20 protein-coding genes and 1 tRNA gene are annotated in these 24,980 nt (G+C 38.8%); 13 read left to right on the forward strand and 8 right to left on the reverse strand.

Translation table 11 applies throughout. From position 1 onward, the window contains the following. Positions 1-262: 262 nt before the first annotated feature. Entirely contained in the window at positions 263-1,447 is a 1,185-nt protein-coding gene (locus ACOQO5_RS17550) for an ABC transporter permease (protein WP_420582989.1), read from the forward strand. 115 nt (positions 1,448-1,562) lie between these two features. Here the strand turns inward: ACOQO5_RS17550 and ACOQO5_RS17555 are convergent, their stop codons facing one another. From ACOQO5_RS17555 to ACOQO5_RS17590, 8 genes are all read right to left on the reverse strand, one after another. Then, entirely contained in the window at positions 1,563-1,790 is a 228-nt protein-coding gene (locus ACOQO5_RS17555; RefSeq protein ID WP_420582990.1) for a hypothetical protein, read from the reverse strand. Positions 1,791-1,908: 118 nt separating this feature from the next. Next, complete coding sequence (pth, locus tag ACOQO5_RS17560; RefSeq protein ID WP_420582991.1) at positions 1,909-2,469, reverse strand: aminoacyl-tRNA hydrolase; 561 nt, start codon at positions 2,467-2,469, stop codon at positions 1,909-1,911. Between the two features lie 96 nt (positions 2,470-2,565). Continuing rightward, positions 2,566-3,207, reverse strand: coding sequence for a 50S ribosomal protein L25/general stress protein Ctc (locus tag ACOQO5_RS17565; protein ID WP_420582992.1), 642 nt, complete (start codon positions 3,205-3,207; stop codon positions 2,566-2,568). An 11-nt stretch (positions 3,208-3,218) separates the two neighbouring features. After that, a complete protein-coding gene (locus ACOQO5_RS17570; RefSeq protein WP_420582993.1) occupies positions 3,219-4,148 on the reverse strand; it encodes a ribose-phosphate pyrophosphokinase in 930 nt (309 codons plus the stop codon). 57 nt (positions 4,149-4,205) lie between these two features. Then, a tRNA-Gln gene (locus tag ACOQO5_RS17575) sits at positions 4,206-4,278 on the reverse strand. A gap of 97 nt (positions 4,279-4,375) precedes the next feature. After that, on the reverse strand, positions 4,376-8,026 hold the full coding sequence (gene purL / locus ACOQO5_RS17580) for a phosphoribosylformylglycinamidine synthase (protein WP_420582994.1): 3,651 nt from the start codon (positions 8,024-8,026) through the stop codon (positions 4,376-4,378). A 90-nt stretch (positions 8,027-8,116) separates the two neighbouring features. Then, the gene (locus ACOQO5_RS17585; RefSeq protein ID WP_420582995.1) at positions 8,117-9,079 is read right to left on the reverse strand and encodes a TonB family protein; all 963 of its coding nucleotides are present in this window, start codon (positions 9,077-9,079) and stop codon (positions 8,117-8,119) included. Further along, positions 9,060-9,878 carry an alpha/beta fold hydrolase gene (locus ACOQO5_RS17590; protein WP_420582996.1) on the reverse strand — a complete coding sequence of 273 codons (819 nt, stop codon included), beginning with the start codon at positions 9,876-9,878 and terminating at the stop codon, positions 9,060-9,062. Before ACOQO5_RS17590 ends, ACOQO5_RS17585 begins: the two co-directional genes overlap by 20 nt. Positions 9,879-9,985: 107 nt before the next feature. On the opposite strand from ACOQO5_RS17590, the gene ACOQO5_RS17595 reads away from it, so the two are divergent. From ACOQO5_RS17595 to ACOQO5_RS17650, 12 genes are all read left to right on the forward strand, one after another. Next, a complete protein-coding gene (locus ACOQO5_RS17595; protein ID WP_420582997.1) occupies positions 9,986-10,612 on the forward strand; it encodes a TetR/AcrR family transcriptional regulator in 627 nt (208 codons plus the stop codon). Positions 10,613-10,691: 79 nt separating this feature from the next. Beyond that, positions 10,692-11,954: a TolC family protein gene (locus ACOQO5_RS17600; protein WP_420582998.1), complete on the forward strand. Its 1,263-nt coding sequence runs from the start codon at positions 10,692-10,694 to the stop codon at positions 11,952-11,954. Between the two features lie 19 nt (positions 11,955-11,973). Beyond that, positions 11,974-13,122, forward strand: coding sequence for an efflux RND transporter periplasmic adaptor subunit (locus ACOQO5_RS17605; RefSeq protein WP_420582999.1), 1,149 nt, complete (start codon positions 11,974-11,976; stop codon positions 13,120-13,122). Positions 13,123-13,145: 23 nt separating this feature from the next. After that, positions 13,146-16,562 (forward strand): efflux RND transporter permease subunit, encoded by a 3,417-nt coding sequence (locus tag ACOQO5_RS17610; RefSeq protein WP_420583000.1) that lies wholly within the window; start codon positions 13,146-13,148, stop codon positions 16,560-16,562. A gap of 102 nt (positions 16,563-16,664) precedes the next feature. Further along, on the forward strand, positions 16,665-17,852 hold the full coding sequence (locus tag ACOQO5_RS17615) for a proline dehydrogenase family protein (protein WP_420583001.1): 1,188 nt from the start codon (positions 16,665-16,667) through the stop codon (positions 17,850-17,852). A gap of 171 nt (positions 17,853-18,023) precedes the next feature. Next, positions 18,024-19,475, forward strand: coding sequence for a Na+/H+ antiporter NhaC (gene nhaC / locus ACOQO5_RS17620; protein WP_420583002.1), 1,452 nt, complete (start codon positions 18,024-18,026; stop codon positions 19,473-19,475). Between the two features lie 7 nt (positions 19,476-19,482). Continuing rightward, positions 19,483-20,070, forward strand: coding sequence for a 3'-5' exonuclease (locus tag ACOQO5_RS17625; protein WP_420583003.1), 588 nt, complete (start codon positions 19,483-19,485; stop codon positions 20,068-20,070). A 120-nt stretch (positions 20,071-20,190) separates the two neighbouring features. Beyond that, positions 20,191-20,799, forward strand: a complete 609-nt coding sequence (locus ACOQO5_RS17630; protein WP_420583004.1) for a SiaB family protein kinase — start codon at positions 20,191-20,193, stop codon at positions 20,797-20,799. Positions 20,800-21,069: 270 nt separating this feature from the next. Next, a complete protein-coding gene (locus ACOQO5_RS17635) occupies positions 21,070-21,474 on the forward strand; it encodes a SiaC family regulatory phosphoprotein (RefSeq protein ID WP_420583005.1) in 405 nt (134 codons plus the stop codon). A 216-nt stretch (positions 21,475-21,690) separates the two neighbouring features. Beyond that, entirely contained in the window at positions 21,691-23,022 is a 1,332-nt protein-coding gene (locus ACOQO5_RS17640) for an ATP-binding protein (protein WP_420583006.1), read from the forward strand. Positions 23,023-23,029: 7 nt separating this feature from the next. Then, on the forward strand, positions 23,030-24,298 hold the full coding sequence (locus ACOQO5_RS17645; protein WP_420583007.1) for a response regulator: 1,269 nt from the start codon (positions 23,030-23,032) through the stop codon (positions 24,296-24,298). A gap of 39 nt (positions 24,299-24,337) precedes the next feature. After that, the gene (locus ACOQO5_RS17650; protein WP_420583008.1) at positions 24,338-24,979 is read left to right on the forward strand and encodes a chemotaxis protein CheW; all 642 of its coding nucleotides are present in this window, start codon (positions 24,338-24,340) and stop codon (positions 24,977-24,979) included. The last annotated feature ends 1 nt before the right edge of the window (position 24,980 follow it).

Below are 24,980 nucleotides of genomic sequence, written 5' to 3' on the forward strand. Positions count from 1 at the left end.
CTCGTGTATGGCTTCATCTAAATCTGTTTTTTGGAATGGGTTCTGAATTGAATAATTGGCTGAAAAAGGAAGTTTAAAATATTCAATTGCATTCATGTAATAAAAGTAACGATTGTACGACCAATACGTCAAAATAAGAGGGCAAAATTAGTAAATTGTTCTGATAAATATTGCTTGTGAATAAAATTATTGTGACATGCTAGTTTTTCGTTTGATCTGGGAGAGTTTTCGATTTGCTTTTAATGCCCTCAAGATGAATATAATGAGAACGATCTTGTCATTCTTGGGTGTCACTATCGGGATTTTTGCTATTATTTCTGTCTTTACATTGGTTGATTCTTTACAACGCAATATTAATAATAGTCTCAATTTTCTAGGAGCTGATAATATCATACTTGAAAAATGGCCTTACCAATTTGGAGGAAAATTCTACCCATGGTGGAAGTATTATCAAAGGCCAAATCCAGATTATGAAGAGTTTAAGTATTTGCAAGCTAACCTGGTAAATCATGACGGGTTAGCCATATATGCTTACAAATCGAATATTACCGCTAAGCAGGGAAGCAGCAGTAGCTCGGGCTTAAATATGATTGGTGTCTCTTATGGCTACAAGGATATAAATGATTTACAGCTGCAGGCTGGACGATATTTTAGTATTCAGGAAACCGAGAGCGCTACTAATGTCGCGCTTATTGGTCAGCGTGTTGCAAATGAATTGTATCCATTCCAGTCTGCTTTAGGGAAAGAGGTGAAGGTCAAGGGCACTAAGTTTAGAGTGATAGGGGTGATGGAAGAAGAAGGTGAGGCCCTGTTAGACACACCGAGTAATGATGATAATATTTTAATCCCTTATAAAACCCTAAGCAAATTTTATTTAGTGAGTAAACACAAAGGTTTGGGCTCGTCTATCAATATTAAGGGAATGTCGAATGACCCTGGTCAAGAACGCTTGGAAGGTGAACTCACAGGCTTGATCCGAAAGAAGAGAGGACTTAAGCCAAAAGAAGATAACAATTTTGCTATGAATCGACCAGAGGCTTTCGCTACTTTTTTAAGTCAGGTGTTTAATGTATTGAATATCGCCGGCTGGATTATAGGTAGTTTTTCTATTTTGGTGGGTGGTTTTGGTATAGCAAACATCATGTTTGTTTCAGTTCGAGAACGAACCAATATTATTGGCATTCAAAAGTCTTTGGGGGCGAAGAATCATTTTATCCTCTATCAGTTTTTGTTTGAGTCCATATTTTTAAGCTTGTTCGGAGGAATGTTTGGAATCCTGTTGGTTTATTTATTGACGTTTATGGATTTGGGGTCGTTGGAGTTGATTATGAATTTAAAGAATATCTTGATAGGGCTTATTGTGTCAGTAGTGATAGGTGTAATCTCAGGAATAATACCTGCTGGCTTAGCGGCGAAAATGGATCCAGTCATTGCGATTAGGTCATAAAAAAGTCCCATCCCGATGGCTATCGTTCTGGGACTTTCAAATTTTCCAGGATATTATGAAATCTTTAGTTTTAAATAGCTGATTTCAATTTTTTAATTTCTCCCGTAAGCCTTTCTTAATTTTCTGCAGCAACACTGTCAACAGCTTCTACAGCTTCAGTAGCCAAAGAATCAACTGTTTCTACCGCTTCTTCGGCCATGTCAGATACTTCTTCTACAGCTTCAGTTGCTTCTTCCATTGGAGCTTCTTCAGTGCTTTCAGATGAGCTTGTAGAGCCACATCCTGTAACAAATAAAAAACTCATTGCCGCAGCAATCAAACTAAGGTTTCTTAAAAACTTCATAAATACGAATTGGTTTAGTGAAACTTGAAGCTAGGGTGATAATTTCACTTTACCAAGAAAAAATGTTAATGTTTGTTAACGGTTTGACTCAAGTTGTTGATATGCAATAAGTTGTAATTTAGTCGTTGAATTGATTCATTGTTCTTTGAATTCCAATAGAGCAAAAGGAAAGTATCATATCGCAGGCTTTATCCATGTCAAATGGCAGGTTTTCCAGTTGCTCCTTTGAGAATTGGCTTAATACATAGTCTACTTGTTGGCCCTTGTGAAAATCATTGCCAATACCGAATTTTAATCGTGCATAATTATTGCCGCCCGTTTGTTCGTCAATGTTTTTTAGTCCATTGTGACCTGCGTTGCTTCCTTTAGCTCTCATTCGTAAATTGCTATGGGGGAGTGCAATGTCATCAGTAATTACTAGCAAGTTCTCTTTGCTAATTTTTAAATCTTGCATCCAATAGTTTACTGCTTTCCCACTTAAGTTCATATAAGTTGTGGGCTTAATTAAATGGATGGTTCGCCCCTTGTATTTGAATTCACATTTGTTGGCCAGTTTCGTGTGTTCAAATTTAGCGCCTTGTGCTTCTGCCAATCGATCAAGTACCAAAAAGCCGATATTGTGACGAGTGAGTTCATATTCCGGGCCAATATTGCCAAGGCCTGCTATGAGATATTTCATTCGTTAGTTTTTAGAAGAAATTTAACACTTATAAAATTTAGTCAAAAAAAAATCCCACTCGAAGAGCAGGATTTTTTAAATATTGTATTCAGTAGCTTATTCAGCTGCAGGTGCTTCAGCTCCTTCTGCTGACTCTTCACCTTCAACTCCTTCTTCGCCTTCTTCACCTTCTTCATCGGCAGTTTTACCTCTCAATGCTCTAGGTACCTCTACAACAGCAATAGATGCTTGTGGAGTATCCAAAATTTCAAAGTTATCAGTGATTACATCACTTACTTTAATTGCCTTACCGAAGTCCAGTGCAGTAATGTCAAGGTCAATATGCTCAGGCATATTCTTAGGTAATGCTTTGATAGACAAAAGTCTTCTTTTGTGAATCAAAGTACCTCCATTAGATACACCTTTAGATACACCTGTTAAGTGAACTGGAATGTCCATTTTGATTGGTTTTCCTGCAAACCACTGCAAGAAATCAACGTGCAAGATCATTTCACTTACTGGGTGAAATTGAATGTCTTGCATGATACAGCTATATTCAGCTCCTTCTACATTCACTTTTACAAAGTGAGCTTCTGAAGTATAAACCAATTCTCTGAAAAGAATGGCTGGTGCTGAGAAGTGAATTTGCTCTTCGCCACCGTAAATTACACATGGTACTTGACCCTCGGCACGAAGATTTTTAGCTTCTGATTTGCCGAGATTCGCTCTTTTATACCCTACAATCTCTATAGTTTTCATACTATTTTATATTAATGAATAAATAATGAACTTATTGATTCGTGGTCATGTATTTTTCTAATTGCTTTTGCAAAAAGCTCTGCCATACTTGCCACTTTTATTTTCGAAGACTGACCTTCGTTTATTTTAATACTGTCTGTAACGACCAATTCTTCCAATTCAGAATTGTCAACATTTTCGTAGGCATTACCAGATAGGATAGGGTGCGTACAAAATGCTCTTACGGATAAAGCTCCTTTTTCTTTCAATAGATTGGCAGCCTTTGTCAATGTACCAGCTGTATCAATAATATCATCCACTAAGATGACGTCTTTGCCTTCAACATCTCCAATGACTTGCATAGAGGCAACTTCATTCGCTCTTTTTCTGTGTTTGTCACAAACGACCATGTCTGCTTCAAAGAATTTTGCAAATTCTCTAACTCTTTTCGTACTTCCTACGTCAGGAGCAGCGAACATCAGATTGTCTAGCTTAAGATCTTTGATGTAAGGAACAAAAATGGAGGCACTCACCAAATGATCAACTGGAATATCAAAGAAGCCCTGAATTTGATCCGCGTGTAAATCACATGTCATCAATCGATCCGCACCTGCCGCTTGTAATACGTTGGCCATCAATTTGGCGGCAATAGATACTCTTGGCTTGTCTTTCCTGTCTTGTCGTGCATAACCGAAGTAGGGAACAACACAAGTTACAGATTTGGCACTCGCTCTTTTGGCGGCATCAATCATGAGCATAAGCTCTATCAGACTGTCCGAAGGACCAGTAGATTGAATGATGAATACATCACAGCCCCGAACAGTTTCATTGTAACTGAATGAAAGTTCGCCGTCGCTGAATTTCTTGGAAGTAGAATTTCCTAGCGGTTTGCCATAACTATTAGCGATTTTAGTGGCTAATTCTTTGGAACCGTTTCCGGCGAAGATTTTAACTGCAGACATGTCTCGTGCGTTAGTGAAATAAAAGAAGCTATCTCAATAGAGATAGCTTCTTTTTTGTTGGCCTACTAGGGCTCGAACCTAGACTCTTCTGGACCAAAACCAGACGTGTTGCCAGTTACACCATAGGCCAATCTTGTACCCCTCTTATTTTGGGAACACAAAAGTAGAAATTTGCCTGAATAATGCCAACACTTGACGATAAAAAAGACAAATTAATTTACTTTTTTTTACTTGTGACCCTCTACCCATTCCTTGGCGTTAATAAACGCCTGAATCCAAGGGGTAATTTCGTTCGAAGATTCCGTATAGTGCGCCCAGTTCCATGGGAAGATCGAGCGCTCTAAGTGCGGCATCATGGCCAAGTGTCTCCCGTCTTTCGAATGCACTCCAGCTACATTGTAATCAGATCCATTTGGATTGCCAGGATAGGCTTCGTGTGCATATTTCATACAGACGGTGTAGTCACTTTCCGCTTGTGGCAATTCAAATTTCCCTTCGCCGTGTGCTACCCAAATACCCATTCTGGTGTTGGATAGATTGCCTAACATCACGGAGTCGTTTTGTGGGATGGTAACATCTAAGAAGATAGACTCAAACTTTCCTGATGCATTGTGCGCCATTTTCGGATGGGTTTCAATTTCAGGAAAAACTAATCCCAATTCCATCATAAGCTGACATCCGTTGCAAACACCTAAACTCAACGTGTCGGGTCTAGCGTAGAAATTCTTTAGTGCAGTATTGGCTTTTTCATTATATAAAAATGCTCCTGCCCAACCTTTGGCTGATCCAAGCACGTCCGAGTTGGAAAATCCACCTACGAATACAATCATATTGACATCAGACAAATCTTCTCTGCCAGAGATTAAATCTGTCATGTGAACATCTTTCACATCAAATCCTGCTAGGTGTAGTGCGTAGGCCATTTCTCGATCACCATTCACCCCCTTTTCACGGATGATAGCAGCTTTTGAACCAGATAATTCATTTCTTTTTTGGTTTAAGCCTAAACTACTCATGCTTCCGCTCCAGTCTGAAGGGAATGTATATTGTAGTGCTTGGTTTTTATAACTCTCAAATCTGGATTTGGCGTTGCTCGCTTCAGTCTGGTGCTGTTCTAGCAGATAAGAGGTTTTGAACCATGTATCTCTTAATTCATTAACATTGAGCGAACGATCATTTATATAGAATGTTCTATCGAGGTTTACAGTTCCAATTTTTTCATAAGAAATGCCAGACAAAGCATCTAGTGAAATATCGTTGGCCACTTGAATGATCAAAGCAGGACTTTCGCTGAAAGCAATTTGCGCTAAGCTTGAACCTAAGGAATTCAAATCGATGTTTGCCCCACTTTGTGTAGTAGGGAAGTGCATTTCCAGTAAGGTAGTGATCAAACCACCCGCTGATACATCATGTCCCGCCAATACATTTCCACTTATAATCAGTTGTTGAACCGCCGAAAATGCATTCTTGAAATAGTTTGCTTCAGGTGATGAAGCGGGGTCGGTACCTATAGCATTTTTTATTTGCCCAAAACTAGATCCATCCAATGAAAACGCACCATCTGATAATGGTATGTATAATAGTGTAGAATCTGCAACTGGCTTGATGTCTGGAGTGACTGTTTGACGGATATCAGATACTTCGCCTACAGTGGATATAATCACCGTACCAGGTGAATCCACCGTTTTGCCGTCGTTGTACTTTTGAGTCATCGACAAGGAGTCCTTGCCAGTAGGGATATTGATGCCTAAGGCAATTGCATATTCACTTACTGCTTCAACTGCTTCATACAATCTAGCTCTTTCACCATCTGTCTTGGTTGGCCACATCCAGTTGGCACTTAATGATACACCATCTAATCCATGAGTTAATGGAGCCCAAATGATATTGGTTAAAGCTTTAGTGATGGCGAGTTGCGAACCTTTGGCTGGGTTGGCAATCGCGGCTACAGGCGCATGACCAATAGAAGTAGCTATCCCCTTATTGTTCACAAAGTCAAGGGCCATCACCGCCACGTTGTTTAGTGGCAACTGTATCTCTCCACAAGTTTGTTGTTTGGCAACACGACCTGTTACTGATCGGTCTACTTTGTTTGTCAACCAATCCTTACATGCCACTGCTTCCAATTGAAGCACTTGTTTTAAGTCATCTACAAAGTCTGTGTCATTTGCAATTACTGGCTGATAGCTCTTATCGATTTTATTGTCTTTTAAAATCGTCTTTGGTGCTGATCCAAACATATCTGACAATCCCCAATCCATGGCAGCTTTTTCACTGTCTTTGTGCTTCATGGTGAATTTCATTTCACCAGTTGCCTCGCCAGCTACGAAAAGTGGCGCTCTTTCCCGATCTGCAATTTCTTTCAGACCAGGGATGTCTTTATTCGCTATAGCCAATCCCATTCTTTCCTGGGACTCATTTCCAATTACTTCTTTGTTGGAAAGAGTAGGGTCTCCAACCGGTAGTTGATCTATGTCGATCTGTCCACCAATATCCTCGATCAATTCGGACAAGCAGTTTAAGTGGCCGCCAGCGCCATGATCGTGAACTGAAACAATGGGATTGTCGTCGCTTTCAGCCAATGCACGAAGCGCATTAGCTACTCTTTTTTGCATTTCAGGATTTGAACGCTGAATGGCATTCAATTCGATGGCATTTGAATGCTCACCAGTTGATACGGAAGAAACTGCGCCACCTCCCATGCCAATGCGGTAGTTGTCACCTCCCATTACTACGATTTTGTCTCCCTTGGTCAATGGCTTTTTCTGTGCATCAGAAAGTTTTCCGAATCCTACTCCTCCAGCCATCATGATGACTTTGTCGAAAGCTTGGGTTTCATTATTTTCTTCATGTTCGAAAGTCAATACACTTCCGCAAATCACCGGCTGACCAAATTTGTTTCCGAAGTCACTGGCTCCATTTGAAGCTTTGATCAAAATGTCTAGAGGTGTTTGGTAAAGCCAATCTCTTGCTTCAATGTTTTCTTCCCACTTTTTCCCTTTTTCTAAGCGAGGATAAGATGTCATGTATACTGCTGTTCCTGCCAACGGAATACTGCCTTGTCCACCCGCCATGCGGTCCCTGATTTCTCCACCCGATCCTGTAGCTGCTCCATTGAATGGTTCTACTGTGGTAGGGAAGTTGTGGGTTTCCGCTTTAAGCGAAATCACTGAATCAATGTCCTTGGTTTCGAAGAAGTCTGCTTTGTTTTGCGTTTTGGGTGCGAACTGCTCCATTTTCGGACCTTTGACAAAAGCTACATTGTCTTTGTACGCCGACTCAATTTGACCTGGGTGTGTTTCCGAAGTCTTTCGAATTAATTTAAAAAGTGAAGACTCTTTTTCTTCACCATCTATTATAAACTGGCCATTAAATATTTTGTGACGACAGTGTTCAGAATTCACTTGAGAAAAACCGAATACTTCACTGTCAGTCAAAGGTCTGCCCAGTCTTAATGCTACACTTTCTAAGTAAACTACCTCTTCTTCACTAAGCGCCAGTCCTTCGCTTTGATTGTAACTTCGGATGTCTTCGATATCCTGAATAGGCTCTGGTTGCTTATTGATGATGAATACCTCTTCGCTGAGGGCTTCATATTTTTGATTGAGCATAGGGTCGAAGTGGCCTTCAGTATGAAATTCTTCAATTCGCTCAATACCCTCTATACCCATGTTTTGGGCAATTTCTACAGCATTGGTACTCCATGGAGTAATCATTTCCTGTCTGGGCCCGATAAATGAACCAGCTAGGTTCTTATCGCTCAACACTTCTGCATTTCCAAAAAGCCACTGGAGTTTTGCGATGCTTGCAGCGTTGAGGTCGGATTTTGATTTCAGAAGGTAATAGGTGGTGGGGTTTTTCTTGAATATAAAGATCATCGAAGAAGGACTGTTTATCAGCCGCAAAAGTAAGAGGATTGACTTAAAATTTGGGTATGGGATATAGTATAATTGTGGTTTTTTCTTTGGTTACAGTTTGAATGAAACTGGGAGCGAAAGAATAAAGGGTTGAGGGTTGCCCCTGGAAGTTCCCGGAATCCACTCGACTTGTATTTCTTTGAATATTCTTAGTGCTTCTTGATCGCATTCCTGACTGAGGCCTTTGATGATGTAATAATCTGATACTTGACCAGATTTATCGATCGTATAGGCAATATGAACCGTGCCCTGGAGTCCTATCTTCTTGGCACTTTTGGGGTATTTCATTTCCTTGGTTAGTTTTTCATAATACTTTGAAAAACCAATCTTTGGTGAGGGTAGAACATTAATTTGAGTGTAGTTGTGTTTTGAGCTGTCTAGTTTAATGCTCGATCCGCTAATGAGTTCTCCTCCTTTGTGTTTTTCAGTATAGAATGAGTTACCGTTTGGATAATATCCTTTCCATGTTCCACTTCGCATGCCTTTGTAGATCTTTCCTTTGGCCGAAATGCTCAGATCTTGATGATATTCAACGAGGTTGCCCATGCCATCTTTGACCGTTTGATTGCCAAGTGAATCCCAGGCATTGTAGGTGCGGTGATTAATTTCTGTTGATGTGGAATAATTTGTGTACTCTCTTTCAAGGGCTTTCACTCCATTGGGGTACCAGAGAACATAGCCACCGAATATATGTCCGTTTTTTAATTGGTATTTTTCTTTGACCTGGCCATTCTCATAGTATTCCACCCCAATGCCTACTTGCTGACCAGATTTATCAAATGTTTTTTTGGCTTTCGTTTTCCCGTTGGATGTATATTTTTCTATGACTTTTCCAACAAAATAATTCTTACCTGTTGGTATAGCGCCTGTAGAAGAATAGAAAGCGAAGGATTGATCTACTTGATTTCCTGCTTTATCAAAATAAAGAGTTCGTGTAGGTTGAGCCGAGCTGATACCAAGAAAAAGAAGGTAAAAGACAATGAGTAGAAAGAGATTATGCTTTTTTGAGTACATCTGATACTTTCACAAATGATTCGTTCAAGAGTTTAGTATGTCCTGTGTCTAAGATAATAACTTTAGCTTTTGGTATTTGATTTAAGAAATAGAAATGTCGCTTCGGTTGAATGATTTTGTCATATTGTCCGAAAATTACGGTAGTTTGAAATGTGCCGGAGTTGATTTTATCAATGAGTTCGGCCAGTCGTATTCTAAATTTTCTCAAGGTGATCCAGGAATGATAGACCCTCATGCGCTGGTCCTTGTCTTGAAGTTGAGCGCGTGAAAAATCAATGGTCCATTGGTTAAATAGTTTGGTTTTTTCGAGAAGAGTGAGAAAAGTAAAAAATGGCTTGGGATTTCGCATGAAGAACCCGAATATCTGCTCAGAACCTAATGGAAATGTTGCGAACTCATAAGAACTGCGTTTGACGATGCCATCTGGAGCAATGAGGATACAATGATCTATACATTCTTCAAAAGATTTTAAAGTACTTGTCGTATATCTTCCTCCTAAACTGTATCCTAAAATTGAAAATCGATCAATTTTTAAATGATGCAGGAATCCATCAAATATAGTTTTCCATTCTTTTTGATATAAATATTTTAGTCCTCCTTTTCGATCACTTTTCCCATGGAAAAACAAATTAAGACTCACTACTTGATAGTTACTTAACATTAGGGATAAGTCCTTGAATACCATCAAGTTTTGTCCAAACCCATGGAAGCAAACCAGTGTTTTTTCTCCTTCTCCGAAGCATAAATATTCCAGTTGAATAGAAGGGGAGTGAATGTATAGTTGATGCGAATTGTTCATTGCGGACAAAAAAATACCAGAAAAATTCGAACAAATATTGATTTCGTTCGTAGAAACTTCGGAAACTTTTAGTAATCATAAAGTTTCCTTGGTTTCTTTGCGCTACAATGATCAATAATACAAAAGAGAAAATATTAGAAAACACCGAAGCCCTCTTTAATAAATATGGGGTTCGCAGTGTGTCTATGGATGACATAGCTAGAGAACTCTCGATCTCTAAAAAAACGATTTATCAGTTTTTTAAAGACAAGGACGAATTAGTTACACTAATTACAAAAGGACACATAGACAGAGAACGCGCTGAGATGAGCACTGTAAAATCAACTGCAGAAAATGCCATTGACGAACTGTTCAAACTTTCTCACTGTATCAGAGAACATGTAAAGGAAATTAATCCTTCCATGCTTTTCGATATTCAGAAGTATCATCCTAATGCCTGGGCACTATGGTTAGAATATAAAAGCGTCTTTATTAAAAACACGATTCTGGATGTGATTGCGAGAGGTAAAAGCGAAGGGTACTTTAGAAAAGAATTAGATGCGGAAATAATCTCAACGTTCCGTGTTGAATCCATAGAGTTGAGTTTTGATGAAAGAATATTTCCAAGAGATAAATTTGATTTTACTGATGTGCAAATGGCCTTATTTGATCATTTCGTACACGGATTAATGACTGTAAAAGGTCAAGAACTATATGATAGCTTGATAGATGCTAAATCTTATGAGAGTAATTAAACAACCAATACTTTTACTACTACTTACAATGGGTTTTGTGGCAGTTCACCAGGTGAGCATGGGCCAAAACTCCGAGTTGATGAGCGTTTCCCTCGAGGAGGCGATTAATTTTGCGTTAGAGAATAATCAGCAGGTAATAAATGCCAGATTAGAAGAGGAAATAGCAGACAAACAAGTGGGTGAAATTCTCGCTGATGGATTGCCCCAGGTTAATTTGAATGCTGAATTGACTCATAACTATAAAATTCCAGTGACCCCGGTAACTAGTGATTTTGCTACGGGTCAACCGCTAGATGAAACTTTGTTCATACCGTTTGGTGCGGATTATACAAGTCAATGGGGGGCGTCCGTTTCGCAGATGGTTTTTGATGGATCGTTTTTCATTGGACTCGAAGCGGCGAAGACTTTTACCCAGCTTTCCAAAAAGGATCATATTAAAACGAAAATAGACATCGCTGAGGCTGTATCTAAAGCTTACTTTGGTGTTCTTGTGAATGTTGAAAGATTGGCCCTGGTGGAACGTAACTATTCTCGTCTCGATTCACTCCTTCAGGAAACTGAAGTAATGTATGAGAATGGGTTTGCAGAGAAAATTGATGTAAGCAGAATCAGAGTACAGTTTAACAATGTGAAGGTGGAAAAGGAGAACTATCAACAAATCGTTGATTTATCCGAATCGATTCTAAAGTTTCAGATGGGGTTGAAACCCAATACTGCGGTGCAATTGACTACAGAAATTAATTCGATTGAATATTTTGATTTCGAGGAATCAAAAGACTTTACGTATGAAAAGCGGATTGAATATTCTCAAATGAATATTAGGAAGGAACTCAAGCAATTAGACATTAAAAATGTGAGAGCCAAATATTATCCAAAAATTGACTTTGTGGCCAATTATGGTAGAAATACTGGTAATACTTCGTTGGGCGGGATTTTTTCTGATGATTGGTTTGGAGCCGGTGCCATTGGGTTAAGAGCGTCCATGCCTATATTCGACGGTTTAAGAAAGCGTCGCCAAGTACAGCAAAGACAACTACAGGAAAAGCAAATAGACTATTCTTTGAATTTGCTTGAGAATAACATAGACATAGAAATTGAACAAGCATTGACTTCTTACAATCGACAGATTCAGATGATGGAAGCTCAAAAAGAAAACATGGAATTGTCTCAAGAAGTCTATGAAGTAGCCAAATTAAAATTCAATGAAGGAGTAGGCTCGAATATTGAAGTTATCGACGCTGATGCCACTTATAAACAAGCACAAATAAACTATTACAATGCGCTATACGACGCGCTGATCTCAAAAATTGACCTGCAAAAAGCCTATGGCATTTTGCTCTAAGCTAATAATCATTCTAAAAATGAAAAAATCAACATATATAATTCCTTTAGTTTTTGCTTTGGCGGTAAGCTGTTCTAGTGATTTGGAAACTAAGAAAAAAGAAGCAGAAGAGCTCAAAACTGAAATTCAAGACCTAAAAAGTGAATTGGTAGCTCTCGAAGAAGAAATAAGAAAAGAAGACCCTGCTTATGGCAAGGTAGCTGTGAATAAAACACTGATTACGACATTGGATATATCTCCTAGATATTTCGAACACAAAATTGAAGTACGTGGAGCTGTTGAATCAAGAACGAACGTAACTGTGAGCCCTGAGATTCCTGGGAAGATTGAAAGAGTAAATGTAAAGGCTGGCCAAAATGTGAAAAAAGGCCAAGTATTGTTTACGCTGGATAGTGAAATCATTGAAAACAATATTGCTGAACTAGAGACTTCTTTGGAGCTGGCTACAATATTGGCCAATAAGCAGGAAAATCTTTGGAAAAAGAATATAGGCACAGAAATACAATATTTACAAGCCAAAAACAACCGAGAATCTTTGGAACGGAAACTGGCTACTGTAAAATCTCAATTGGATCAGACTCGTGTAATTGCTCCTTTTTCAGGTTCTGTTGATGCCATGGAAGCTAAGGTGGGTGAGATGGCTCAGCCAGGTATGCCTTTGGTTAGAATCGTCAACCCAGATGATGTACATATTAGTTCAGATGTGTCAGAACGTTTTATTGGCAAATTCAAAAAAGCTGATAAAGTTGATGTGTACTTCCCCTCTCAGGATAGGAAAATGATCAGCCAGGTTTCATCTGTAGGTCAGGTAATCAATAGCCAGAATAGAACTTTTGAAATGGAAGTATTCTTGCCGAGGTTGGATTTTCCTGTCAAACCCAATCAGGTGGTAGTTTTAAATCTACGTGATTATCAAAATGAGCAAGCTATTGTGGTACCTACTCAGCTTATCCAGAAGGATAACAAAGGATCGTTTGTCTTCGAAATTGTGAAAGAAGAAAATAATCTTGTGGCTAAAAAAGTATATGTGGAAACTGGAGTGACTTATAATAATGAGACAGAAATTAAATCTGGGTTGAAAGCAAACCAACGTCTGGCAAACAAGGGATTCCGCGAGCTATCAGAAGGAGTGATAGTCAATATTAAAGAGTCTAAATCTGCCAAATAATCTTAAACTCAAAAGAAATTGACATGGCTGATAGCAATGTAAAAAATAAGCAAATAGAGAAGGAGTTTGGATTGACCACACTCTCGATCAATAACAGAACTACGGTTCTTGTACTTAGTGCCCTGATCGTACTGATGGGAATTTCAACCTATATTAATCTGCCGAAGGAAAGCTTCCCAGAGGTTAGGCAACCCAAAGTATATATAGGAACGCCACATCCAGGTAATTCACCTGTAGACATGGAAAATTTAATCACCAGGCCGATAGAAAAAGAACTGAATACTATTTCTTCTGTAGAGGAAATTAGATCTACTTCTGTTCAGGATTATTCTACTATCATTGTTGAATTCACTTCAACTACTTTGATCGAAGATGCATTGACCAAAGTAAAAGATGCGGTAGATAAGGCGAAACCAGAATTGCCCAGTGACTTAGAAAAGGATCCAAACATTTTTGAGATGAATCTCTCAGAGTTTCCTGTACTTAATATCAATTTGTCAGGAAATTTCAGCATTGAAGAACTCAATGATTATGCTGAGGATTTGGAAGATGAAATTGAAAAAGTGAGTCAGATATCCAAAGTTGATATCCGAGGAGTTGATGAGAAAGAAGTCAGAGTAAATGTCGATCCTTATCAAATGGAAGCTCGGTTGGTCAATTTCGGAGATATTGAAAATGCGATTCGTTCAGAAAATATCACACTTTCAGGGGGAAATCTCAGAGAAGGAGAGATCAGAAGGTCCATCCGAGTAGTAGGTGAATTCAAAGATCCAAAAGATTTACTCAAAGTTGTGGTCAAACGCGAAAAAGGTAATATCGTGTACCTGGGAGATATTGCTGAAGTCGAATTTGATTATAAAGAAAAGCAGAATTATGCCCGTCTCAATGGCAAGCCAGTAGTGATGCTTGACATCGTGAAAAGAAGTGGAGAAAATTTATTGATTGCTACCGACAGAATTGATGAGATCATTGCAGATTTCAAGGCTAATAGGTTTCCAGAGGGTATGGAGGTGACCAAAACCAATGACCAATCTCAACAAACCAGAGATATGGTAAGCAGCCTGGAAAACAACATCATTTCAGGTGTATTGCTTGTGGTGCTGGTACTGCTATTTTTCTTAGGAACTAGAAATGCACTATTTGTAGGAGTGGCGATACCGCTTTCCATGTTCATGGCATTTATGATTCTAGGCATGTTCGGAATCACCATTAATATGATGGTGCTGTTTTCATTGATCATGGCATTGGGAATGTTGGTGGACAATGGTATTGTGGTAGTAGAGAATGTTTATCGTTTGAGAGAGCAAGGACTTTCAGCTTATGAGGCTACGAAAAGAGGGGTTGGAGAAGTGGCATGGCCAATTATTGCTTCCACTGCGACTACTTTGGCTGCCTTTTTACCGTTGGCTTTCTGGCCTGGAATCATGGGCGAATTCATGAAGTTTTTACCCATTACTCTGATGGTGACTTTGGGTTCTTCTCTTTTTGTAGCCTTAGTAATCAACCCTGTGTTAATTACCGCATTCATGAAGTTGGATGATGGAAAACCAGTCGATAAAAAGAGAATATTTATCTATTTCGGAATAGCCCTGGGATTAGGTTTAATACTGTTATTTACTGATATCGCACCATTAGGCCGATTATCGATAGCCTTTGGGCTTGTAATTCTATTGAATGTCTTTGTACTAATCCCTATTTCTAGAAAATTTCAAAGATCCTTCCTGCCATGGTTGGAAGGATTGTATGCCAAATCCATGCAGTTTGCATTGGCAGGGTGGATGCCATACGTATTCTTCTGGGGAACTGTTGTTTTACTAGTTATATCAGCGGGGATTTTCGGGGCAGTACTTGAGTCTCCAAGGAAGCCGAATTTCGAATTCTTCCCTAAGACACCACCGAAATATGTCAATGTTTTTGTGGAGTATCCAATAGGCACAGATGTGGAAACAACAAATGCATTCACTTCTAAGCTCGAAAAGAAAGTGGCCGCTTTGGTCAAGCCATATGGAGAAGTGATAGAATCCATTACAGTGAATGTAGGGGCCGGAGCTGCTGATCCAATGGATCAATCCGCCTTTGGGCAAAGTGATACACCTAATAAAGCCAGAATTACTACCAACTTCGTAGAGTTCAGAGATCGAAATGGGGTTTCTACTAATGATATCCTGGACAAAATCAGATCCTCTATGGCAGGCTATCCTGGAGTCTCAGTAACAGTGGATCAAAACAATGACGGGCCTCCAGTAGGTAAACCAATCAGTATCGAAATCATAGGTGATGATTTTGCTACTCTAATAGATCTATCTGATCAAATGAAAAGTTTTATCAATAAATCTGGTATAGAAGGAATCGAAAAACTCAAGTCAGATTTAGAAACTGGAAAACCAGAATTGGTCGTTGACATTGATCGTGAAAAAGCCAGAAGATTTGGGCTTTCCACTCAGGGCATCGCTATGGAGATTCGTACGGCTCTTTTTGGGAAAGAGGTTTCCAAATACAAACTAGGCGAGGACGACTATGAAATTCAAGTGCGATTGGCAGAGAAGTATCGGTATGATATGGATGCTTTAATGAACAAGAGCATTGTTTATAGAAATCAGTCGAACGGAAAGATTGTGAGCGTGCCGATTTCTTCAGTGGCCACTGCAGATCTAAGTTCTACCTATGGCTCGATCAGAAGGAAAGATTTAAATAGGGTGGCAACGCTTACTTCTAATGTAGTGAGTGGATACAATGCAACCCTGATTAATGATCAATTGAAAGCCCTGTTGGCTGATTTTAAAATGCCCTTAGGATATGAGTTCAGATTTGGTGGAGAGCAAGAGAAGCAGGCAGAAGAAATGGCCTTTTTGAGTAAAGCCTTGTTGATTGCTGTATTCATGATTTTCTTGATCATCGTTTCACAATTCAACAAAATCACCACACCATTTATTATTATGATGTCCGTAGTGCTAAGTACCATTGGTGTGTTCCTTGGACTGGTGATATTCCAAATGAATTTCGTGGTCATTATGACCATGATTGGTATCATTTCGCTGGCCGGAATTGTGGTGAACAATGCGATTGTATTGATCGACTTTATAGAATTGAGTAGAAATCAATTGAGAGCTGATCAGGGAGTCGATAAACTCGAAATGAGTGATATCATTAGTGCGATCGCAACGGCTGGAGCTACTCGTCTGAGACCAGTATTATTGACAGCCATCACAACCATTCTTGGTTTGATTCCATTGGCAGTCGGGATCAACATTGATTTTATCAATTTCTTCACAAACTTGAATGCAGATTTTTATCTGGGTGGAGACAATGTAGCCTTTTGGGGACCCATGTCATGGACGATCATATTCGGCTTAACATTCGCCACATTCCTGACCTTGTTCATTGTACCAGTGATGTACTTGTTCTTTGCGAAACTGAATCGAAAATTGGGGATAAGTTAATATCCTATAAGTAAAAGGTAATAGAAGCGAGGTCTTGCAAAAGGTCTCGCTTTTTTTGTATCTTTTTAAATGGAATTCATGCATATATTTGTCATCCAAAAAATGAGCAACAATAATTTAAAAATGATAAACTTCGATGATACCAAAGTAGCATTCGCTGACAAGTCGAATTTTGATTTGAAAAGGATGTATTTTCTGTTTTTTACCATGAACAATCCAGTTATTGCTAAGATTGGTATTTGGTTGACTGTGTTTGCTTTGAAAATTCATTTACCAATTAAATGGATGATTAAGAAAACTATATTTGCTCAGTTTTGTGGAGGGGAATCACTTAGTGATTCGAAAGGAACAGTAGAAAAACTGGCCGCTTCAAATATCCACACCATTTTGGACTATTCAGTCGAAGGAGAGGAGTCGGAAAAAGTGTTTGACTACAATCGTGACGAGATTATTCGTTCGTTGGAAATGGCAGCTACCAGTCAGCATATACCTACTGGAGTGATGAAACTCACTGGGTTTACAGCTTTTGATTTATTAGAAAAAAAACAGCAAGGTGATGAGCTGACAAACGACGAATCTGATAGATATGTAGCTTTTCTCGAAAGAGTAGATCAGATCTGTGCCAAAGCAGTAGAAGTTAAAAAATACCTATTTATAGATGCGGAAGAAACCTGGATTCAGGATGTGATCGATGAGGTGGTATATACCATGATGGAGAAGTACAATAAGGAGACGGTATACATATTTAATACCTATCAAATGTATCGTACAGCTTCTTTACAAAACTTGAAAGATGCACATCAATTGGGATTAGACAAGGGATTCAAAATTGGAGCTAAGTTGGTCAGAGGCGCTTACATGGAGAAGGAGAGAGAAAGAGCAAATGACAAAGGATATCAGGATCCTATTCAGCCCAACAAAGAAGCTTCTGATAGAGACTATGATGAAGCAGTAACTTTCTGTATAGAGAATATCAATGAAGTCTATCTGTGTGCTGGTACACACAATGAGAATAGCTGTAGAAAAACGGCTGAACTTATGGAGCATCATGGCATTGCTAAAGCAGATACCAAAGTGTATTTTGCCCAATTGTATGGTATGAGCGACAATCTCTCCTACACATTGGCTAATGAAGGATACAATGTGGCAAAATACGTCCCATACGGTCCTGTAGCGAAAGTGTTGCCTTATTTGATGAGGCGTGCAGAAGAAAATACCTCTATCGCAGGGCAAAGCAGCAGAGAGTTTACTTTGGTGAAAAATGAGATGGCTAGACGAAAAATAGCTTGATAATACTTTTAATGCAAAGGTTAAGCTTTAAGCCTTGATCTTGATGTAAAATACGGACTAATACAATTTTACCCCTCATCAAATATTTCTCTTCGAAAATCAGATCACAGCTTTTTGGTTGATTAAAAATGATTAACTTCCGAGTTTTTAATACCAAAAATGCGCTAGCGAATGAGTACAAGCAGTGAGAAGAGAGAGCCTTCGCTTTTTGAGGCATTCATACCTATCATATTCCTCATAGTTTTTTTATCTGTCAATGTTTCCATCTTTGGAGATGACGCCCTTTCCGGTTCCAATCAAATCGTTTTGATATTATCGGCTATGGTGGCGGCAATTATGGCTGCAAGGTTGGGGTATAAATGGAAGAACATTGAAAAGTCTATGGTTAAGAGTATTACTTCAGCCATGGGCTCTATTTTGATCTTATTGATGATTGGCTCTTTAGCTGGAAGTTGGTTGATAAGCGGGGTGGTGCCAGCCATGATTTATTATGGGCTTCAAATTCTAAATCCCACAATATTTCTTTTTGCCGCATGTATAGTTTGTGCGATCGTCTCTATGGCTACAGGCAGTTCATGGACTACAGCAGCCACAGTTGGTATTGCATTGATTGGCATAGGTCAGGCCATGGGCATACATGAAGGAATCGTAGCAGGAGCTATTTTGTCAGGCGCATATTTTGGGGACAAAATGTCTCCGCTTTCGGATACTACCAATCTGGCACCAGCGATGGCAGGTACAGACTTGTTTACCCATATACGATACATGGTGTATACCACCTTTCCTTCAATTGGAATTACACTGGTTATTTTTCTCATCATGGGATTCTTCAATACAAGTGTTGAAGGAAACGTAAATACCGGAGATGTGCTAGATGCTATCTCATCAAAATTTTATATATCCGGCTGGTTGTTTATCGTACCGGTTGTCGTTATTGTGCTAATAGTTAAAAAAGTGCCTGCATTTCCGGCTTTGATGGTAGGAACTTTACTAGGGATTTTGTTTGCGCTCATTTTTCAAAGAGAAGTAATTAGCGAAGTGTCTGGCTATTCTGGGGCATATTGGAAAACCATGTTTGTGGGAGTAATGAAGGCACTTTACGGCCATGTTGGAGTTACCACTTCAAACGAAATGGTGAATGAGCTTTTAAGTTCAGGCGGAATGTATAAGATGTTAAATACGATTTGGTTAATCATGTCGGCAATGATGTTTGGTGGAGTAATGGAAGGCGCAGGAATGCTCAAAGTTATTGCACAGGCCATCATGAAAAAAATTGAGTCGAGCGGTGCTCTAATTGCTTCTACAGCTGGTACTTGTATGTTTTTCAATGCTACGGCCTCTGATCAATATTTGGCCATCGTGGTGCCTGGAAGAATGTATGCTGATCTATATAAGGAAAAGGATCTGGCTCCCGAAAATTTGAGTAGAACATTGGAAGATTCTGGTACGGTAACTTCAGTACTTGTGCCTTGGAATACCTGTGGGGCGTATCATTCCAGCGTTTTAGGCGTAGGCGTATTGGCTTTTGCTCCGTATTGTTTTTTCAATATCATTAGCCCATTTATGACTATATTATTCGGATATTTAAAAATTAAGATTCGGAAACTGAGTGACAAAAAATAGAACTTGAATGAAGATTAGGAAGATTACGAAGCAGGAAGTGAACGAACTTCCATTGATGAAATATGAGGGGGAGTATCAAATAATCGACAAGGAAAGTCAAGTAAAAAAAGCAGTTGAGGCACTCAAAAATGCCGAAATCATAGGCTTTGATACAGAAACTAAACCAGCTTTCAGAAAAGGTGAATCCTATCCTGTAGCCTTATTGCAGTTGTCATTGCCAGATATGGCGTTTCTTTTTAGACTCAACAAAATTGACCTTTCAGAAGACATAGTGAGCCTCTTCGAAGATCCAAATATCAAGATTGTAGGCATAGGTATTCGGGATGATATCAAGGATTTACAGAAACTCAGAAAATTCAAACCGCATGGATTTGTAGACCTTAATGAACTAGGTGGTGAACTTGGGTTTGAGAGCATCGGAGCAAGAAATTATGCTGGCATGTTCATGAATCACCGAATATCCAAAAGTCAACAAGTCTCTAACTGGGAAAACGAAGTATTGACAGATTCTCAAATTAGTTACGCAGCTACGGATGCCTGGATATGTCTCGATATCTACAAAAAAATGCTGGAAATTCAGGCGAAGGCAAATTGAGCACCAATATTTCCTGATATTTTCAGAATCCTTTACAACCCTGCTTGCTAAAATATTTCTATATTTATTGTTAGGCAGCGTTTTGGGCATATTGCCTTTCTCAATTGAATCAAACAGCGCATGAATAATCTTAGAAAAAAGCAGACCAACCAACTGAACCATCTTAAAAATATAGTGGCCTTCAGAGATTTGATGGAGGGCTCTGATGTAAATATTGTCTATCTCGGAAAAATCACCCAAAACACGATCAATGGTATCACTGCCATGACTGAGGAAGACATGACTGATAAAAAAGAGGATAAAAAAGTATCTCGTCGGGTTTATCATGTGATGATTGAAGCGCTGCAGAATATATGTAAGCATGCAGACAGCACAGCAGAATATGCCTCTGATAGCCTGGAAGATGGTTTAGCGAAAGATGGTATTTTCCTTATTGGAGATAATGATTATGAGTATTATGTGACCACAGGCAATCAGATTTCGCTTGACAATGCAGTTAGACTGAGAGATATACTTGACCGTGTAAACTCTTTGGACAAAGAGGAGCTGAGATCGCTGCATAAAACTACCATGGAAAATACGACCATATCGGAAAAAGGAGGAGCTGGACTAGGGTTTATAGATATCAAAAAACGTACGGGTACAGAGTACGAGTATTATTTTGAGCCATTAGACGCAGAACATTGTTTCTTTATTCTTACTATTCGGATTAGGAAAGAGGACGCTTAGAGCTTTAGTGCAATTTGGTAGTTTGGTGTCTATTCAGTCAAGGCCTGGAAAACCTGCTTTCTTTTCAATAAAAAATTCATTAATTTAATATAGTGAACCATGCCGTATTGAGCGATTTATGAGCTCTAATTAGGTAAGTGGTTTTACCTAATATAAAATTTAGGTACAAAAACGGATTGAAATGGGATATAATAATCTCTAATATTGAATCTTAGAATAATTATAGACCATTTTAATAAAATAGGAATTTAGAATAGTTCGATTACGGCAATGGATGGATATTTTATAAGACCTACTGGATCAACCCCATCGGTAAATTTCCGACCTGGAAATGGAGAGCTAGAACTCCGGGGAAATTCTATGCCGGATGATCCGTTAAGTTTCTATGGCCATGTTTTTAGCCATTTACCGGCCTTAGACAATGAGCAGCTGGAAGCTATTAACGTCAATTTTGCCCTTAAGAACATTGAAGACTCTAGTACATATCTCCACATTCTTGTAAAAAAGTTAATCTCACTTTCTTCGAAAAAAAGGCCACTTAATATCACTTGGTATTATGAGAAAAATCGGACGAACATCCTAGAAATCGGACGTGAAATTAGTGAACACTATAGTCATCCTTTTAAGTTTGTAGAGGTATTCAAGATTAAGGATCAGTTGCGTCAAGCATCTTAAATCAAGATTCTTAATATTCTATTCACATTATTGGTTTGTAAGAAGGTTTTCTGTTTAAAAAATGGAGGAGGTCGATTGTGACAATTTATACCCCTCTAAATGATTTGAAAGTTATCATTTAATTGAAGAATCATGTATATTAGAAAAAACCAATTAGACCTGAATTTTTAACTACAATCAATAGAACCGATGTGTAGTGTCGGTGTGAAACAGAGTATGAAAAGAAAGTTTGTTTTATTTGTTGTTGCGATTGCCCTACTCTTCGGTTTGAATAGCTTTCAAGTGAAGGCTAATATTGAAATGTTTGGTCTTACTTCCCATGTAACCACCTTGGTGATTCCTCAGGAAAATGTAGATCAACCCAACTCAAAAAGCGCTACTGTCATAATGGTATTTCTAGGTGTTCTGTTATTAGGAGTATCAGGAGGAGCGTATTACTATGTTTCTAAATTAAAAAAAGACGTCTTTTCAAAAGATATTCAGCTCAATGACTTCCATCGTCAACTAAAAACGAAGGAGGCTCACGTAGGCAAATTACAACAAGCCTATCAAAAGACTGTAAGTCAGAAGAAAGAGATGAAACAGGTCTTTGCCAAAGAATATGATAAGCTGGTAGTCAAGTATAAAGAGTTATCTAAAATAAAAGAAAAACTGTCCGAGCAGCAGGCCGCACGAGAGGAGTTGGAAGAGACTAGCAAGACACTGGAAAAAACACAAGCATTATTGCTGCAGTCTGAAAAAATGTCCTCACTGGGTCAGCTTACTGCCGGCATCGCCCACGAAATTAATAACCCGGTCAACTTCGTAGCCAATGGAGTAAATACCCTGAAAGACAACTTCAAGCAGTTGAATGTTTTCATTGAAAATTATAAGCGAATATGTGAGCTGGAAAGTCTGGACGAGATAAAGAAGTATTATAAAATTCAAAGAGAAGACGATCACCATTTCAATGACCTTCAGACTTCCACCGAAGAGTCTTTAGATGATGTAGAATATGGCACTACCAGAATTACAGAGATTGTAAATGGATTGAGAGTTTTTGCTCGCCATGATGAAGTAGAAATAAAAGAAGCCGATCTCAATCAAGTTGTTGAAAATGCTATTGTAATCCTCAAACCTAAGTACAAGAAAAAGGCCAAAGTGCTTAAAGATTTTGACTCCAATATTGCTCCGATAAAATGCCTGCCAGGGCAGTTAAATCAAGCATTGGTCAATCTGATTGGCAATGCCTGCGATGCCATTGATTTTAAAGGTACCATCAATGTAAAGACCAAGGAGGTCGATGATAACAATGTAGAGATCTCCATTAGGGATAATGGCAAAGGGATGTCTGAAGATACTGTAAAGAAAATTTTTGATCCATTTTTCACCACCAAAGAAGTGGGGAAGGGTACCGGATTAGGACTAGCTATTACTTATGGCATAATTGAAAAGCACAATGGTTCAATCACTGTAGAAAGTGAAGAAGGAAAGGGAACTGAATTTGTGATCACTATACCAAAGAAGCTACGAAAAGTAAATAAATCAATGGATTCAGCTTTAGCATAATTTAATTGTGGAAGGAGTACTAAATAGAACTTATAAAGACGAAGAAGTAAAGCGATTCAACATTCTATATGTCGATGATGAAGAGGTCAATCTGCGTATTTTTCAACGTGCTTTCAAAAGGCACTACAATGTATTTACAGCAGAATCCGGTAAAGATGCCATCAAGATTTTAGAAGATAATCAGATCGACCTAATCATGTCTGATCAGCGAATGCCTGGAATGACAGGTGTTGAATTGCTCATCAAGATAGTTCCTATGTATCCAAACATAGTGAGAATGATCATGACCGGTTTTAGTGATGAGGACGAGATCATTCGCGTAGATAAAGAAGTAGGACTCGATAGGTTTTTAGTAAAGCCCTGGAATCAAGAAGACCTAAAAGAAGAATTTGACAAGGCACTTGAACTAAGAAACCCAACCGAGGACGTAGTCGAACCACCTCCGGTCGCTGCTCCAGCAGAAGAAAAACCTAAGGCGACCACTCCAGCCAACCCGAGCAAACAAGAGTTGAAAAAGGAGATCATCAAATCTGTGGAAGCTCGAAAAAACATGATGTCCACGGTCAATATGGATCAGGTCATCGAGTTTAATGTTTCGTTGCGAGAATCACTTTTACCAAGGCAAGAAGAACTAAAGCTGTATTTAGATGATGCATTTGTGTTGTACGAACACAATCGAGTGAATCATAATGGATATTGGTTTGGTGAAGTAGACGATAAAGTGCTAATCACATCATTCAACACGAACTCCGGAGTTATTCATGCCTTGACTTTGAATACTTTCATTTGTGCTACACTGATGGAGCTGATGTACAAGGATAGAGTTTTTGATCCAAAAGAAATACTTTCCAGTTTATCCACTAGAATCCAAAATCGATTTTTTGGTAAGAAATATGATGAGAACATCTGCTCCATCGATATAGCTCTGCTTGTCTATGACAAGCAAGATGAATCTTTACTGTTTGGAGGTGCCAACCATAATTTATATTCATTCAACAAAGGCGGTGAATTTAAAACACTTTCTGGAAACATAGCACCATTAATTCCTGGTGTGGAACCTGATGTAAATGTGCTGCAGTTCGACACCTTTGAGGTGAGCGAATTGTATTTCATTTCTAACAATGTTATAGACGATAGTACAAAAAAATCTGAAAGTAACTCTGCACTATTAAGCACACAATTGTTACTTGAAGAACTGCATAAATTTCCAATGATCATGCAATCAAAACTGCTACTTGAGTATAAGTACAAAAGTTTAGTTGGCGTTCGCTTTTAGGAACAAACCTGATCGATCAAAATTTGAGCATATAGAAAAATGGCAATAGGTAAAAATCTTAAAAAGGGAAACAAAAAAGAGACTTCTGCAGAGAAAGAAATCAAGGCAGAATCACCGGAGAAAGCAGTGGTAGAAAAAGAATCAGTAAAGGCGAAATCAGAAGCAAAAGCCAAACAAGAGAATCAAGCGCAATCTCTCAATCAACTTAATCATGATTTAGAGGCGGTTCAGCAGGTGGAAGAAAATAGCAGAATGTTAGTGGTTTTTCCTGTAGGCCAAGAAGAGTATGCTTTTGAAATTGGACAAATAAAAGAAGTGGTTCCAGTGCCACCTATTTCTCCGGTACCTCAGACTAGACCATATATTCTTGGTGTAGCCAACGTGCGAGGAAACGTGCTGGCAGTTATTGATTTGGCCAAAAAATTTGGAAGGAAGAAAGGGGAACAAGAGGATTACATCAATTATGTAATTGTAATCAAGAGTGAAGAAATTAAGGTAGCAGTGGCTTCTAGTCAAGTACCAGAGACTCTTATGATTGCTGAGAGTCAAATAGATAGTACAGCAGATGTGATGAGAAAAACCAACACAGAGCAAAATTTTATTAATGGAGTAGTTAAAAAGGACAACAGAATGATTGTACTCATCGACGTTTTAGAAATGGTCGATGGAGACCAGGAGTAAA

The organism is Reichenbachiella sp. (assembly GCF_965223055.1).
Taxonomy (GTDB): Bacteria; Bacteroidota; Bacteroidia; order Cytophagales; family Cyclobacteriaceae; genus Reichenbachiella.